The 17,584-nt window shown below is 57.0% G+C and carries 8 protein-coding genes; all 8 read left to right on the top strand.

The annotated features are described in order from the left end of the window. The first annotated feature begins 2 nt into the window (after window positions 1-2). The 8 genes from RLO149_RS18085 (at window position 3) to RLO149_RS18120 (ending at window position 17,575) form a co-directional block, all read left to right on the top strand. Complete coding sequence (locus RLO149_RS18085) at window positions 3-950, top strand: hypothetical protein (RefSeq protein WP_013963529.1); 948 nt, start codon at window positions 3-5, stop codon at window positions 948-950. Further along, the gene (locus RLO149_RS18090; RefSeq protein WP_013963530.1) at window positions 943-5,028 is read left to right on the top strand and encodes a baseplate J/gp47 family protein; all 4,086 of its coding nucleotides are present in this window, start codon (window positions 943-945) and stop codon (window positions 5,026-5,028) included. The genes RLO149_RS18085 and RLO149_RS18090 overlap by 8 nt, the downstream gene beginning before the upstream one ends. Beyond that, window positions 5,025-5,888: a hypothetical protein gene (locus RLO149_RS18095; RefSeq protein ID WP_013963531.1), complete on the top strand. Its 864-nt coding sequence runs from the start codon at window positions 5,025-5,027 to the stop codon at window positions 5,886-5,888. The genes RLO149_RS18090 and RLO149_RS18095 overlap by 4 nt, the downstream gene beginning before the upstream one ends. After that, window positions 5,885-8,137 carry a hypothetical protein gene (locus RLO149_RS18100; protein ID WP_013963532.1) on the top strand — a complete coding sequence of 751 codons (2,253 nt, stop codon included), beginning with the start codon at window positions 5,885-5,887 and terminating at the stop codon, window positions 8,135-8,137. Before RLO149_RS18095 ends, RLO149_RS18100 begins: the two co-directional genes overlap by 4 nt. After that, window positions 8,137-11,637: a contractile injection system tape measure protein gene (locus tag RLO149_RS18105; protein WP_013963533.1), complete on the top strand. Its 3,501-nt coding sequence runs from the start codon at window positions 8,137-8,139 to the stop codon at window positions 11,635-11,637. Before RLO149_RS18100 ends, RLO149_RS18105 begins: the two co-directional genes overlap by 1 nt. Then, window positions 11,630-12,973, top strand: coding sequence for an ATP-binding protein (locus RLO149_RS18110; RefSeq protein ID WP_013963534.1), 1,344 nt, complete (start codon window positions 11,630-11,632; stop codon window positions 12,971-12,973). The genes RLO149_RS18105 and RLO149_RS18110 overlap by 8 nt, the downstream gene beginning before the upstream one ends. Beyond that, window positions 12,970-16,296, top strand: a complete 3,327-nt coding sequence (locus RLO149_RS18115) for a hypothetical protein (RefSeq protein ID WP_013963535.1) — start codon at window positions 12,970-12,972, stop codon at window positions 16,294-16,296. The genes RLO149_RS18110 and RLO149_RS18115 overlap by 4 nt, the downstream gene beginning before the upstream one ends. A 322-nt stretch (window positions 16,297-16,618) precedes the next feature. Then, window positions 16,619-17,575: a metal ABC transporter solute-binding protein, Zn/Mn family gene (locus RLO149_RS18120; protein ID WP_044025740.1), complete on the top strand. Its 957-nt coding sequence runs from the start codon at window positions 16,619-16,621 to the stop codon at window positions 17,573-17,575. Window positions 17,576-17,584: the final 9 nt, after the last annotated feature.

A 17,584-nucleotide genomic window follows, 5' to 3' on the forward strand; every position in this document is an offset into this window, starting at 1 on the left:
ACATGATCAGGTCCCCCCAGATATCCTCAATCCGAACAGGCGCCGCGATCGGCGTGGTTGTCCTTAACCTTGCGGGCTGCGGTTTCATCGCCGAACGGCTGAAGGACGAGCCTGTGAAAAGAGTACAGGCCCTGGCTCCGGATCAGGCGTGCGACGCGGCTGAACAGACACAGAACCGTCTGTCCGGCGGGTACTTGCGCCAAGCAGAGGCAGGTGGACTTGCCTTTGATCCGGTGCTGATTGCCGGGCGCAGTAACCGCAACGGTCTGCGTGAAGAAATCGACCTGAACGATAAATCCCAGCCCCGCGAAACAGAAGACATCCCGGGTACGACCTTTATTGGCACCAAGAAAGCGACGGCCAAACCGCGCGTAGGATTTGGCCAGCCCGGAAAGCTGCCGAACGTGTATGACGTGACCTATGCGATCAATAAAATCAACTTTACCGGTCCGATGGTGGTTGGGCCCAGTGCTGTTGTAAGCGAGATTCCAACGTCTGGCGCGACGCTTTACACAGGCAAGGTTGAGCTCAGCATTATTGCGCCAGACGAAGCCGGCGATCTGATCACGACCAAAGCCGCCGGGCGATTTACCATGAAGGCCGGCTTTGCCACCCAACGTGGCAGTTTCTCCGCCACTGATTTCGATAAAAGTCTGTCCTTTGACCGCCTGATATGGAGCAATCTCTTTTTGTGCGGAACGCGCTTTGTCAGCAGTGGCAAAGGGGTTGTGGGCGTGCAAACAGGCGATGGGCCTGTTCTGGCACCGTTCAAAGCGGACAGAAACCCGGCCCCGTTTGGCGCGCTTTTTGAAAGTTCCCAATTTGCGCCCACAGAGCGACCTGCACCGCCAGAGTCCTTTGGCGGGGTTCTGGTCATCCAAAGTGACAACGGCACGATCATAGCCGTGTTCCTGTCCGACCAAGCGAAAGAGCAGGAAAGTGATGTCTGATACCGCGCGCCCAAAAAACCAACGGGCGAAGGCCTGGGGCGGGCTTCGCGTCACACCCGGCTCGCAAAGCGACGCAAGGTTGCCGCGCCCGCTGTCTCCGCGCCGCTTTATGGTCAGAGACGAAAGCCTTGCAGAGGCGTTCTGCAAGGCAGGTAAAAGGCTGGGGGCAGAGGATGTGCCGCTGGCGCGGGAGAACAGATATGCACGTCCCTGGGCGCGGCTTTTTCAGAACGAACCCGCCTATCTTTATGCCGAAATCCTGAGCTTCAAGGCCGGTGATGCGGGTTTTGCCTTTGCCGAAGCGCTGGAATATGAACCGACCAAAGCCCTCAGCCTGACACGGGAGCTTTCGGACCAGCTGACCGATTGGTTACGCCGTATCAAACTTGAATCTCCGGTGCCATTTTCGAAGCAGATCGACCAGCTGAACAAGGAACGTAACCTGTCCGGCCTGCTGGCGGACATGTATGGCAAAGGGCCGGCGGAGCTGACGCGGATTGCCAAAAAGCACCCGTCGGTTCGGGCGGCCAGCGATCAGGCAGGCCCCCTCGCCGAGGCCCGCGCCTTACGTGACAGGCTAAGAAGCGTACACACGTTGCTGCGCAATGCCGTCACATCGCTGCAAGCCTCAGCACAAGGCGCGTTTGACGCCCGTATCGCCTCCGGCGAGATTGACCCCGGTCTGGGACTGATCATCGCTGAACTGCGCGCGTCTCAACATGTGGATGCCGCGTTTAACAAACTGCCGGATCGCCATACGGATTTATATTATCAGGACATCATCGGACAGACCCCGGCCTCGGCCAGCCCTGAAATGGTTTTGCTTGATCTAGGCCGCGTCCCCCGTCCGGGCTTTGTGCCACAAGCAACGGCCCTTGAAGCGCTTTTGCCAGATGGCAGCGTGCAACAGTTCGAAACGGATACCGGCGTTCCCACAAGCCCCGCCGTTGTGAGCGACATCAAAGTGCTCAGCTACGAAACAGACAACAACATTTCTTACAATCGCGCATTGGGCGGCATAACCGGATTGCGCGCCGCTACCTTGAGCATAGACGCAGAACCCAATTCGCAGACCCTGTTCGGCTCGGGGGTGGAACAGGACCCCGATTTCGGGCTGGATATTTCATCTCCCATGTTGTCCCTTGCCGAAGGGACGCGTCGCATTGAAGTGTCCCTGCACATGAGCCGCGATTCAAACCTGCCTGCGGGGTCGTATAAGTTTACGAAGGAGGAAATCGAGGCACTCAAGGAAAAACGGAAAGACGAGGCCAACCCTTTAAACGCCAAAGTTATAAAGACCCCGGTTTTGCGCCGCCGCCCTCAGGAAATCGACCCTGAGTACCGGGACCCGGAGGTGCGCCTCGCCCTGTCAGCAGATCCGACCCTGATCTCAACGTTTTATGGCGATCGAAAAGACTTCAAAAGCGCCGACGCGATTGAGGAGTTGACCCGCGAAGTTACTGAATACGCCACCTTGCACTATATGACGACATCCATGGCGCTGATCTATTCGGTTTTGATGGACAAGGTCGAAAAACCAGCGCACCTCCGGGTTTTGCTGGGCCGCATCGTTACACTGTCGCTGATAGAAAAACACCCGTTTCCGGAGGGGGATTACTGGACCAAGATATTCGGGCTGGTCCAGAAGTATCGCAGCGAACTTATCGGCGTCGAACCAGAGGGCATTCAAGCGGATGGCGCTGCGCGCAAGAGCTATGATCAGCAACAGAACTCGATGATTTTCGCCGCTTTTTCACAGCGTCTGGACGGCAAAATCAACTATCCCCTCAGGGATGTGTTTCAAAGCCTGCTCGGCGATGCTTTTGCCGTGACGATTACAACGGATGACGGGCCGCGCCGCCCGGACATCATGCAAATACTGCCGCTGCGGGAAAAGCGCGCGCAGGGCGGCATCATGCTCAGCATGCGCTATGATGCCAACGCACCGGCCCTGACCGGCCCGAAAAATGCGCCCCGCCTTGCCCTGCGCTATGCAACTGATGCGCGTCTTTGTCCGGTTTCCTTCTTTGAGGCCTACGCAATCGAAACCATCAGCATCCGTACGCAGGTCACTGGCTTGCGACGTCTTGCGGCGTTTTCCGATGACGGTCCCCTCGTGACCGATCAAACCTTCCAGCCCTTTGGACCGCGCCCCTCTGAGGGGGCCACGTTTCAGGTCGGGTGCGCTGAAATGGCACGCAAACCCGTCAAAAGCGTAAACATATGCCTTGAATGGTCCGGGATGCCGAACCCGGTCGGCGGGTTTGAAACCCATTATGCCACCTACGGACGCGGTATCGACATTCCGGACCCCAAGCTGACCATCGACTACCTCAGCGGGGCCGGCTGGAAGACCGTAAGTTCCGAACCCGTACCCCTGTTCCAAAGCGAAGGCGTATCGGCGTCTTTAAAGTCTGAATGGGAGTTTTCCGGCAAGATAACGGGGCGTTCGATCCCTGCAACGGGCACGGTGTCTGCGCAGGAATACCAGTCGCGCCAGACCATCCGCGCAGGCATGATCCGTATGACCTTGACGGGCACGGCTGGTGGTTTCCTGACAGACCGCTATCCGATGGCTCTGGTCGAAGCGATGCGACCGCGGCTTGTGAAACTGGGCGAACGCAAGATACCCCCCGCACCTTTCATACCGGAAGTTGCCAAATTTTCACTCTCCTACACAGCAGAAGGCATGATCGAACTCAATGCCCCTGAAACCGCGCGGGCGGGTGAAGAGGTCCGTCAATCCGGCCCCTTTGGATCCGTAAGCGTGTTCCCCAAGCGTATGCACAAACGAATACAACTCTTTCCCAAACGGCTCGGCTACGGGCAGGTTTGCTTTCAACTCACCGGTGCAAATAAAACCGGGCCAACCGCACTGACGATAAATCTGGCGTCTTCGGGACACCTGCGGCGTGTCCCTGCGCGCAACCCTTTGTCATGGTTTTATCTTTCGGCACACGGCTGGCAGCAGATGCCTGAGACCGCAATTTCGTCTGACACGACCGTCGGCTTGATGCGATCCGGGATCGTTGTCATCGACCTGCCCGATGATGCGACAGAGCACTCTACTGAAATGCCGGCGGGCGGCGTCTGGTTCGCGGCAGTGGCGACACAACCCAATGTCGAGATTTTCCCCAGTCTTTCGGCCGCTAAAGTGAATGGCGTCTGGGCGCGCCGCATGGATGACACCTGGAAGAAAAGCGATGCCCCACGTGTGTGGCGTTTCACACCGGCGCAGCCGGGTCTGACCAGCATCCAGGAAATCCCGATACCAACTACATCACGCCCACCGGAACCGCGCGAAATTTTCCTAGCGCGCGTGGGCGAGCGTTTGCGTCATCGCCGTCGCGGGGTCACGCCGTGGGATATGGAACGGCTGGTGCTCGAAGAGTTTCCTGACGTCTGGATGGCCAAATGCCTGCCGCATCTGAGAACGGAAAACGCCGCGCCTGCACCGGGTCACATGACGCTCGTGGTTGCCCGCAAACAATCCGAGGACGCCGTTTTGCGAAACCCGCAGCCTGCATTGTTTGACGTAACGACGCTCAATTCAATTCAGAAATGGCTTTCGCAATTCACATCCGAGGCTTGCACCGTCGACGTTGTAAACCCGACCTTTGAACGGCTTCAGGTGCGCGCCAAACTGACGGCAAATGTGAAGCGGGAAAACGGTGCGATAGCCCAGCTGCTCAGACGTGATCTTCGAAAATTTCTGTCGGTCTGGACGGCTGATGCCTCGATGAAGCGGTTTGGATGGTCACTCAACATCCAGATGCTGCGCGCTCATATTGCTGAAAAGGACTATATCGAAAAGATAACTGATTTTTCTGTTCTTCATTTGGCTGGCGATGATGAAAAGCGATTCAGTCTGCTGGATACCGCACAAACCAAGAATGACTGGCGCGGCATATACGGACCCGTATTGAAGCCTCATTTCCCATGGAGCCTTCCCATTTCTACAGTTGAGCATGGTTTAACGATAATAGCCGATTTCAAAGATGAACAACCAACAGCAGCCGGCATTGGAAGCCTCACTTTAGGCGAGATGCTGATTGTCGGCCAAAGGACCATCCCGTGACCAAACAAGACCGCCCCACCCTCAAATCCTTCTTTCGCAGTGGTTCTTTGCCCACGGCAAAGGAGTTCGGTGACCTGATCGACAGTACCGTAAACCAGGTCGATGACGGCTTTGCGAAAACCGACACGGATGGGCTGCGGCTGAATTCAGTCGGATCCTCGCTGAAGGTGCTCAGCTTGTATCAGGGACTGGGGACCCCCAAACCGTCTTGGATCATAGAGCATGGCGAAAAAGATGGTGTGCTCAATTTTCGCCCGGATGAAGGGCAGGATGGGCTGAAGATTGACGAGGATGCCAAGTCATCGGGCAAGACTGAAAACACCTTTCCGCCAAATATGACAATGACCCGCGACGGCATGGTCGGCATCAATCAAGAGGAACCGGAATGGCGTTTTGATGTGGGTGGTGTAGCGCGGATGCAGGGGCGCATTGGTGTCGCAACCCCCAAGTACGAAACCGTACCCGCCGACCGGGGCTGGCACCCCATCACCGAAGCCATGACCGGCTGCCAGATCCTCGAAGTGGTGGCAGGCACCGGCGGGGAGCCGGGAAAAGGGCGCTATTCCATCATGCGCGCAATTGCCATGAATGCGTACCACCCACGCAATCGGTTCCTGAACTGGTTTTTTCGGCGGCGGTCCATCAAAACCCAAACTGCGATGTATGGCAGCTATGCAGATCGCATTTGTCTGCGCTGGGTCGCGGATAAAGAGAAGGAGCACCATTACATTCTTGAACTGAAGACCAACGCTGAATTCGAGGGCAAATTGGTGCGGTATTATATTACCAAGCTCTGGTTCGACAGCGCGATGGTTGGCGCCCATGGAAAAAAAGACGACAGGGATGAGAACCTGCTATGAGCGCCAAACCGCCAGAGCCTTTAGAAGACTTTGCCGATCTGCGCCGTGTTGCCGTGGACTATGCGCAAGAGGCCTCGGGCAAGATTTGGACAGACTATAACTTGCATGACCCCGGGGTTACGCTGCTTGAACAAACCTGCTTTGCGCTGAGTGAAATTGCATATCAGGTGGGGCTGCCGACCCGCGACCTGCTGACGAACCAGCGTGGTAATTTCTGCTTTCACAATCTGGGCCTGTTCCGTCCGCGAAAGGTTCTGAACACGACACCTGTAACCCGTGATGATCTGGCCGCGTGGCTGTGCGCTTGCAAAGAAGTGGAAAGCGTTACTGTTGCCGAACCAGACCCCGAACGTCCGGGTCTGTTTGATATCACCCTTATTCCTTCTGACAATGTGAAGGATAAGAAAGCGGTCGCAAAACGCTTGCGAAAAGCTTTCGAAGCCGCGCGACCCTTGGGCACGGATCTGGGCAGGCTTACGATCGCCGAACCCGTCTATGTCAAGCTGATCGGATCTATTGAGATCAAGAATGAGGTATTGCCCGAGACCACGGCCGCATATCTCTACTACGGCATCGCACGTTTGCTCAAAGGCATCGGAACACCCAAAAAACCGGCAAAGCGTCAGGATGTCTTGGATGAACCGCTACGCCTGCTCACCCCGCCGCAAAGCCGGACAGAACAAAAACTGGACAGCAAAGAAACACAAGTCGACCTGAGCGCGTATCTTGCAAAGCTGCGTGAGTTGCCGGGCGTGCAGACAATCGAACATTTGACCCTGCAATTGCCCAAGAAAACCAGGGAGTATGTTTCGAGGCCCAGTCATGAAGTCTACTTTCACTCTTTCTTGCCAACGATGCCCGAAGAAGAACTACAGACAATCTCCACAGATGCGCTGCCGCCGCTTCCCGAAGAGATTGGCATCATACTGACGCTCGACGGAACGCCCGTTGCGCTGAATGCAAAACGCATCGAAGAAGAAGTCGTGCGCATCAAAGCCGTCGAAATTGCGCAGGCTGATCATCATATTGACGCACCAGATTGGGACGTCATGAAACCCGGGCGCAACCGGACTTTCTCACAATCACATGTGGATGCGTTTTTGCCGTTCGTCTTCCGCGCCCGAGGCTACAGGGAGAATGACGCCACCACATTGATCGCGGAATATCGCAGCAGTATCGACACTTTGCTGTCCGACATGGTGGACGATCTGAATACACTGCCTGAGATTTTCAAGGCCAAGCCAAAGACGCAAAATGATGATGCGAAAAAGCACCGCTTGCAGGTTGCGTTGCTTGACTATCTCATCGCACTCCAAGGCAGCGAAATGCCGGCCACACGGCACAGCGGCCTGCATTGCTATCATACCACCCGTGAAAGGCACCGGTTTGAGATCTCATGGCGGCTGAATTACCTGTTTTCCCTGCCAGCATTACATGCGGCCCGCGCGACCGGTCCGGATAGAGAGAAAAAGAAGGATGGCGGTTTTTTGAGCGAATTGGCAACGCTGTGCGATTTGGATATCTCGAAAGATGGCAAGCTGACCGGACGATTGACGGACTACGGCTTGCGTTTGACGCAAGGACCGACACTGGCAGGCGAAGCACCGGCGGAAGAAGTCAAACTCGTGTCCGCCACAAGCCCCTTTGATATGATCGTCCCTGAATCGGACAAATACGAACTGCTAGACAAGGACGCGCTAAAAACACTGTCACCGTTTCTCACTGAAGGCGCGCTGACGGCAGAACTTTTTGCGCATTTGACGCAATCTGACAGCTTTGCAATCGCACCTTATCCGGGCCAGTACCAGATATTGCTGGACCCTGGCATTTTCGGCCCACTGCGTCGGATCGGCTTGCGTCAACGCAAAGAGGATGCTCAGCAGGCCGTGGTCAACCTGCGCTCTACCTGGCGGGACCTGAACCGGCGCTCTGAAACTGCCGTGTTAATCGAACATATCACACTGCGCGCTTGCGGTGAGGATTGCGACCCCAATATGGCTGATCTGATCTTGCCGGGGTGGACGGCCCGCTGCGCGATGCCGAGTTACCAAAGCTATATTGAAACGCAGGTCAACACCCTGGCACCGGCACATATTCATGTGCGGGTGCGCTGGCTGGACTTTGATACCTGTGCCAAATTCGAAAAGCTGTACGCAAAATCAAAATCCGGAACAGCCGAAGACCTGCGCGCCTTGAAGGTGTTTCTAGATACGCCCACCAACACGGAAGCGGAGGGTCAGGATACTTGATGGCGACACCCGCTCGAACGGACCAGCTGAAGCCCGCATCAGCGCGGATCAACAGCTGTCTGGCAGAATTTCATGTGACGAGCCCCAAGGGGCCCCTTTCGTCGCCCGAAACCCTGCTGGCTGCCGTTCGACGCGAAATCCTGCCTGCATTATCCGATGTTCTGGATTCACCAGAGTGGCAGGGAATTACAATTCGGGCGGAACAGATCGACATAGACTTGGGCCACTGGCCCGAGGATCCCGTCTGGTCAGATGTCCGCTACGTCCTTGCAACCAAGTTGCGATATGCGCTGGCGGACTATCTACCGGCAAATCCAACCAGCCCCGTCATTCACGAGGTCACCGCAGATACGCTCGAAAACCGGATATCACCCACCCATTTCTCAACATCAGAAGAAGACACAAACCCGACGCTCAACCACCCGCGCGGCGCTGACCCGCGTGATACCGCGCCCTTAGTGCAGGACCGCTCGGACAAGGAAACAGGTCAACCGGTGTTGTCTCAGCAGCAGATTGCGCGCCGGATTGATGCATTTGTGAGTTGGACACAGGCCGCGCCAGACAACAAAACCCTGCAGATGGTGTTGGCGCGACTGGAACGCCACTCAGATGAGCGGCAGGCGTTGATCCATGTTTTGCGCGAACAATATGCATCCAACGTCACGGGCGCAGACACCTCGGCGCGACGTCTTACAGATGAACTGGGTCGCACGGTCGCTCAGGCGCTCACCCGGTTGGACGCCCGCGCTGCAAATACCGAACGCCAATTGCCTGACAGGGCAGAACCCGTCGCGGTGGATAAACCACCGGTGCCGCAGAAGACGGACCCGCATGTCACTCAATCGGGCCGGTTGCCTTCCGCAGATGGACAGAACACGTCGAAGTGGGATGCGTCGTCGGTGCCGCAGACAACAGACCCGCGTATCTCTCTGTCAGACCGATTGCCTTTCGCAGATGAACAGAACACAGCGCAGACGACTTCAGAGGGGGATGCGTCGAATGATCTGGGCGCGGCGCCCAATGGGCCCGGCGCAGGCAGCGCGCGCATACCTCAGGCCCAAGAACGCTTGATACAAAGCCTGTTGCAGGAAGGTGTGCCGGACACCATCGTTCATGAGCGATCCTTTGCACTTCTTCAGCGATTGATGCCATTCCTCGATCCCAAGTTCACGACAGATACGCGAGTGCCTTTCGACGCCGCGCAAACGTCCGCTGAAGGATCGGGACGATCTGCTGAGGCTGTGCATAGCCACACATTGCTATCAACGGCACCGACGGCGGCCAGTCAGATGGCTATCACGGACGCAGAAACACCTGTCGAACCCGTAGAAAACGCGGCCGAGGGTGCATCGATCCAAAACAAAGGCAGGCAAACGCCTAATGAGGGTGTGGAAGGGGCCGCCACACCTGCGCAAACCGCAGCAAAGGCTGCGACAACAGCGAACGCAGCCCAACGGATACCTGACACGCCCGCGACCACCGACGCAGATGGCACAGACACCCGAAAAGATGGTCGTCAAACGCCAAATGTTACGCAGGCACATCATGATGAGGGACATCAAAACAGCCGACCGGATGCAGAAACCAAAGCTGACGCGGCTGTTGCGCTTGGCTCAACACCTGAACCGGATGCCGCCCGTTCACTTGGCGACCGAGGTGCATCGCCCGAAGTCAGTTCAGAGCCTCTCACCCATTACAAAGCGGCAGATTCAGCGGAGGTTGGAGATGACAACCACCAACATGCGCTATCGCAAATCGCCAGTGCGTTGGGGGTTGATCAAGGGGTTTCGCCCAAGGACTTTTGCATCCGGAAGCTGATACAAAGCCCGAATGCCATTTTCTCCGCAGCGTCTGAACTGGGCGCTCTCAGAGCGCTGATCACGCTTTTACGTGAGGAAGGACCGGACACGCGCCCGCTTCTTGCCAAAACAACGCTTGCCTCCGACAAAATCAGAGCCATGCACACAGAAGACCCTGACTCGCTTGCAAAAGCAGTTGGACGGCTCACGACCATAGATGCGTTTGACCTTGCACGCCGGCTTTTGCCGCCCAGCGCGACACTGCTGGTCGAACATCTTACAGAACTGAAAAAGAATGCGAAATCGCCCCAGCTTGTGATGCAGCATGTGATTATTGCGCTTCTGAACGGCGATTTGCTCGACTTCGAAGATCTTGCGCAAAGGACTGAAACCACCCTTACGGCGCCGAACCCTGAACGAAGCGCGCGCGAGGAGCGCGCCGACAACGGAAATGCTGCGCAGGGATACGAGAGGCCATCAGATCCGGGACAGGCATCCGATGGGCCTGCCCTCCCCGAAGAAGCGACACATGTGTCCGGAACTGGCAGTTTGGCAGAAACCATCATGCTTCTTGCCGGTTTTCATCATTCGGAAACCGAGCGGATTTTGGGCATTCCAGCAAAAGCGCCCCCTCGACACGCAAACGATCGCCCTCGCCCGGACCAAAAACAAGCCGCGGCGGCCAAGAACGACAGCATCCAACCGCGCGGAAAACGCGATGACACTGCCTCAACGACAGATAAATCACCAACCGGCCGTTCCGATGCGGAACTGATCGAAAAACTCTCTGCCTTGACCAAAGCGCTCGCGGGGCCGGAAAACAGGCAATTTACGGACGCTGCAGAATTGCTTTTGCGCGCTTGGCCCATGGCACAGCCCGACGCAGAGACGGCCCTCAAAACCGCTGTGCTGCGCACAGAGCTTGGATTGGCAACCGCAACCAAAGACAGGCGCCTATCCCTTTCGGGGTATCTTGCTGCTGTGGCTCAGGAAATCGAGCCGGATTATGAAAAACGACAATCCTTGCTGCGCGTGGTTGCCGCCCGGCTCAGCATCCCGATCAGCACGGATGAGGCGCACCTCAGACACCAGACCCTTGCGGCCATCGAAACACTGCTGGTGCGCGCACCCCAGCAGACACGGCATGTCGAAACAAAAGAGCCGGAAAAACCGCCTGAAGTGGACAGCGAAACGCTTTTGGTGACAGAGGTCGCGGGCCTCGTGTTGCTAAGCCCGTTTTTCACGCTCCTCTTTGAACGGCTGAAAATAGAATGGGAAGGCAAAGCGCTGTCGATGGACGTATATCCCAAGGCTTTGGGCGCTCTGCATTACCTTGCAGGAACAACGGCTGGACCAGTGGTTGACCCGTTTCACCGCGTTTTGCTCGGCCTTGATTCAGTGGCCACGCTGCCCGCGCCGCAAGACATGGACGAGGACGTGCAGGTCCTCATGGATGGCCTCTTGCGGTCTGTCGTGGATCGCTGGGGCAAACTTGGCGCGACGTCTCCTGATGGGTTGCGCGAGACCTTTTTACGCCGCACAGGCACGCTGCGTTTTGATGATACGGGCGCGCACCTACGGGTCACAGCGGGCCCGTTTGACATGCTGTTGGACGGTTTGCCGTGGAGCATCCAACGTCTGGTCCTGCCCTGGATGCCCCTACCCTGTCATGTCTCATGGAGGGAGGACCACGATGCTTGATGGGAATGACCGCGCCTCTTTGCGAAAACTGAACGCCCAAGCCATTGCCGCCGAAATCAAATGGCTTGAGCAGGTGATTGGCGCACGGCTTGAACACTTCTTCAAGGGGGCTGATACGCCCTTAGAGATGCCGCGTGCGCCCGCTCATACTGGCGACACGGTTCTGGCTGATCTGATTTCACAGCATGGGTTGTCGCATGAGGCCCGTCTGGTACTGGCTCTGGCCATCGCACCACATGTGAACTCTGCCGTGCTGGACCCGTTCTACGTCAAAAATTCCGCAATTGACCGTGCTTTTTCTCAGTTCGGCGGCCATCCTGATGCAAGTGCGGCCTTTGTGCCCACGGTGGAAACGGCGCTGTTCCTGATTGCGGGGACGGATACCGCGGCGCGCATTGCCGCCATGCGACTGTTCGAACCCGACCATGCCCTGCGCCTGCAAGCCGGCGTCTCACTGATCCAGAACCAACCGTCTCAAGTCAGCAGGCTTGACCTGCCCATGCACCGTGTTGTCGCGCTTTGCGATGGGACGCCACCCCGGCCGGACTTTGCGCCCAACTTTCCGGCACGACGGTTGAGCACCAAGCTGACGTGGGATGATTTGATCCTGCCCGCAGCGGTGCGCGATCAGCTTGATCACATTCTGGCATGGCTGCAAAACAGGGATAAAATCCTTGCGGATTGGGGACTGGAGCGCCAATTCGGACGCGGCTACAAGGCGCTTTTTTACGGCTCGCCCGGCACCGGCAAGACACTCACCGCAACTCTTTTGGGTCAGCGCACCAATCTTGATGTATACCGCGTCGATTTGTCGATGGTCGTCTCCAAATACATAGGTGAGACAGAAAAGAACCTTGGGCTGATATTTGACATGGCCGCCGAACGGGATTGGATACTGTTCTTTGACGAGGCCGATGCGCTTTTTGGCGCGCGCACTGCCACCAGTTCGTCAAATGATCGGTATGCCAATCAGGAAGTCTCCTACCTGCTGCAACGGATCGAGGAATGCGAAAGCCTTGTGATCCTTGCCAGCAACCTGCGCAGTAACATCGATGATGCATTCTTTCGCCGCTTCCAAAGCGCTGTCGGGTTTGCCCGCCCCACTGCGCCCGAACGTGAAAAGCTCTGGAAAAACACATTGGCGTCTGTGCCGATGGCCCCTGAAATTGATATCAAACAGCTGGCGATTGACTATGACCTGTCTGGCGCGGCCATCACCAATGTGGTGCGCCATGCTGCTGTGAGCGCTTTGCGCCGCGGGGCCGATACCGTCGCTGCACAAGACTTAAAATCCGCGATTACTGCCGAAATGCGTAAAGAAGGACGAACATCATGAGCCTCCTCAGGACCAGTTTGCGTCATTTGATGGCCCTTTTTGTGATAACGGTCGGCATGGCATCTGCCGCTGTTGCCGCCTGTTCGGATTTTGATGAAATATCGCTCGATGAACTTGCGCCCGCAAATATTCGTGAAGTCCAGTTGGGCCTGCGCACTGCCTACAGAGACCCAAACCCGGCCTTGGCGGACGGCAAGTTAGGCCGCTACACCCGCGAGCGACTACGCGTTCTATGCGAAGGTGTGCCAAGGCCGGACGGCTTGGATGAAGTGCGTTCAACGCTGCGTCTGACGATACAATATGCACGGCTGCAACAAAACTGGCCGGGCTGGTCAACCCAGCTCTTTACGATGAGCCTGCCCAAAGCGGATGATCCGCAAGCGGATCCTGCACTGGCCCTGCGGCTTGCGGGCACAACGGCGATGACGACGCTGGCACTCGGCCGCCGGACGCTCACTTACGATTGCGCAACCTCCAGCGGTGTTCTCTCTCAAATCCCCGATGCAGATCAGGCTTTGAACACGCTTACCACCATCTTCCGTGATAAATCCGAAGTTCAGGTATGTGAACTTCTGCCCGTTGCCGGAGGCCTTGATGCCTGGCAGCAAGGTATGGAGCGGTTGGGCCAGATCGAAGCCAGACGCCCGGGTGCGCTGGGTATTCTGGAAAGCAAAGACTTCATCACCTGGATCGCCGCGGAAAAGACTGAAAACCGGCTGCGCAGATTAGTGGGCACGGTGGACACTGTCATCAAGCTGATTGAGGACTATGCTGCACAAGCTGGCGTCCCGGCACCTTACACGGGTGGTCCTTGTTCGCCCCAGACCACGGAAGAGACGCTCACTTACTATGCGCTCGAAGAGAACGACGTCGCCGATCTGAGCTTTTTGGTCTCGCTCACCCCGATCCTTGAAGGGTTCCGCGCAGAAAAGCCGGGGTATGACAGCCCACAAGCCCTGTGGCGTGATCTGCGCCCCGTGCTGGCCGTCGACCTCGGAGACTGCATCCTTGATGAGATCGAAAAATTGGTCACCGGGAATGAAAAGCTGCCCCTGTCCTTTTTGCTGCGGCCTTCGGTGACGGATAAACTGCAGGGCAATCCGGCGTTTGAAACCGCGCTGCCGGTGGTCGAAAGCATGATCACCGTGCGCGAACCCACCAAGGCAGGGCTGGTCAATCGCATCCAAACCGCGTTGATGGAGGCGCAGAAAGACGCAATCGATGCTGAAGTCGATGCCGCCGCGGATGTTCTGGCGGCTGCGTCAGAACCTGTGCCGCCCCCCACAGATACCGCGTTGCTGGAATTGGATACCGACGCCGAACCGGACCCAACACCGCGCATGACGGTCACCGATGCTACCGATCAGGCGGTGGCATCGGCAATCGACAACCCGGAGCTTTCGCAGGCCTTGCAGGACACGCCGCTGTCGGATGTCACGGTCCCGGAATTAATGCGTGCGCAGGCCCGCGCCGCCCTTGAGGAGGCCGCGACCGCACAGGCCGAACGCAAGGTCGAAGCGCAGGTTCAAGGCATTGAACCCTCCGTGACCTCAGACTGGACACTGACGGAGGCGCTTCAGAAAGAGATCCTCGCATTGCCGTTCATTCAGGCCACCATCGCAGATGCCACCGCCGAAGGTCTGGTGGAGCGCCTCGCGCCGCTCACCGGCGTCGCGTATCCCAGCCGCCGCCTGTTCACGCAAGCCGTCGAAAACGTGTCCGAACTGGACGGTAAGGGAGAGTTATCGCGCTTTGTGACTGAACGGCTGGTACAAAAAGCGGAAAAGACGATTGATGACCCGCAGGTGACACGCATCTATGAACCCCTAGAAATCGAGGACTGCGACTGCGTTTCTGAACGCGTCAGCGATGATTTGCAGGTCTATGGTTTTTACCCCTTTTGGCTGGCGCAGCCACCTGCCGCCAAAATACCCCAAGCAGACCCCGAAGCCGAAGAAGAAGAACCCAAACAACAAACCAAAGTGGATTTCAGCGTCGTTGATCACATCGCCTTTTACGGGCTGGAGTTCAGCAAGGGCGATGGCGATCGCGCCCTGTTGTACAATCGTGGTCAATGGCGCGCGGCGCGTCGGCAGTTCATCAATTCAGCACATCAATACAGAGCCAAGGCCGAACTGGCGTTTGATCTGCGTGACTGGATGGATTGGACCCGCGCTGACATCGAATATGTCGTGGACGACATCGCAACCGAAATGGGCGCCTTCAACCGGGTTGAAGGGCGCAAACTGGAACATGTGCGCGCGGCCATCCCGACCCTGTTTGATCCGATGCGGCCCGACGGCGTCACCCTCATTTTCCATGATTACAAGGGCACCCGTCTGACCAAGGAAAACATGCGCACAATGGTGTCGATCATCCGGCGCGTCTATCAGGAGTTGCCGGACCGCGAGACGTCGACGCTTAACGTCGCTTTCGATTTCCCGGTAGTGGCCGAGACCGAAGAGCAACGGCAAGAGGGCGTTTTTGATGACCTTTATGAATTACTGGTCCCGAACGAAATCGAGGTGCTGAACAATAACGATCAGGGCTTTTTACGCAGCTCGATATCAAGCCTGAACCCCTTTCAAAACGCCGATGCCCAAACGGACACAAGTCGCGAAACGGTGGAGATCGTGAACAAGATTCTCCTCTTTCTGGAGCGTCCAACGTCGGATGCAAAAAAGGATCTGCGCGTCCGCATGGAAGAAGGTCTGTTTCGGGGAACAGTGCGCGCCGATATCTTGCGCAGCATCATACCCGTGGTCCCACCGGGCGGGCACAGGTTCGTCAAAAGCACCCCGCACGAAGACGCTTTTGACACGACACCACCAAAGGAGTTTTCGCAATTTGAAGACGACGTCGTCTATTTCAAGGATAACTTTTCCGGGATCGGGTTCTGGCCCGTTCTGGACCCGCTGTCCGACGATAACGCAGAAATGACGTCGATTATCGCGAAATACTTCGACAAACCGCTTGCACCCGCTCTGGCAGGTTTTGAAGGGGTAATCACGAGCACCTGCAACTACTGGTGTCCAAATCGTGCCAAAATAACGCTGGGCGCGATCGCCCTGTTCGTTCTGGTCGGGGTTTTGACCTGGCGGTCCTTTTACAGCGGTCTGGCGGATCAACTGGCCTTCCGGTTCATGTGGATCGGCCTTGTGTGGTCCGGCAACGTTGTGTTGATCGGCACACTTTTTATTCTGGCAACTTGTGATCCGCATGCGGTCTGGCCAGGACGCTTCATGTGGGCATTGATCTGGGTGCTCGGCTTCATGTTGGTTCTGAACTCCTATCAACGTTTCAAGAACGGCCCCATGCCCTAGCGGTTTACCAGTCGCACCGCAGAACCAAACCAGATGGGCTAAGATCCCGGTAACAAAACAATTTCGGCTCAGGCCGATGGGGTATGGGCCGTACATCCGCGCAGGATGCCATTGGCACAGCCTCATCGCGCTTATCCCCGCCTGTGTACCCCTTCACCAAGCAAAGCAGCGTTATCACGATTTCGGCGCGTCGACTGAGCGGGAAAACAGCGCCTTTATTGCGAATGCTTCGCAACTGCATTGACTTTGCGAACGATTCTTAATATCAAGATATTAACAGACTCCGTCCGCCGGCCGGATATACCTACCGAGGAAACCGATGATGACCTTTAGCAAGAGAACCCTATTGGCCGCCGCGACCGCCTTTACGATGGTTTTGCCCGCAGGCTGGGGTATGGCACAGGAGCAACTGGACGTGGTGACAACCACTGGCATGATCGGTGACGCCGCGCGCGAGGTCGGCGGCGATATGGTCAACGTGCGCGCGCTGATGGGTCCCGGAGTGGATCCGCATGCCTATCGCCAGACACGCTCTGATATTGTGGGCATGGCCAATGCTGATCTGGTACTGTGGCATGGCTTGTATCTTGAGGCGCAGATGGAGGATTTCCTGCGCGAGCTGTCCGAGGGTGGCAATGTCGTGGCAGTGGCAGAAAGCCTGCCGCGCAACCTGCTGATCGGACATGAGGATTACGACGACAAATACGACCCACACGTCTGGATGAACCCCAACCTGTGGTCCCGCGTGGTGCTGAATGTGCGCGATGCGCTGATTGAGGTGCAGCCCGAAAGCGAGGCCGCGTTTCGCGCCAATGCCGACGCGCATCTGCAAGAACTGCGTGAATTGGCGCGATACACCACCGAGGTGCTGTCATCGGTGCCCACCGAGAGCCGCGTTTTGATATCCGCTCATGATGCATTCAACTACTTTGGCAACGCCTACGGTTTCGAAGTGATGGGCATTCAGGGCATCTCCACCGAGAGCGAGGCCGGATTACAGCGCATCGCGGAGATGGTCGACACGCTCGTAACCCGCGACATTCGCGCGGTTTTCGTGGAAAGCTCCGTCTCGGATCGTAATATCCGCGCCCTGATCGAAGGGGCAGCCGCTGAAGGCCACGAAGTCACCATCGGCGGCACGCTGTTTTCCGACGCCATGGGCGAGGCAGGCACATATAAGGGCACATATCTGGGCATGATCGACCACAATGCCACCGTGATTTCCCGCGCTTTGGGCGGCGAAGCACCCGAACGCGGCATGTCGGAGTTGTTGAATTGAGGGACCCCC

The sequence above is a fragment of the Roseobacter litoralis Och 149 genome, from assembly GCF_000154785.2.
Taxonomy (GTDB): domain Bacteria; phylum Pseudomonadota; class Alphaproteobacteria; order Rhodobacterales; family Rhodobacteraceae; genus Roseobacter; species Roseobacter litoralis.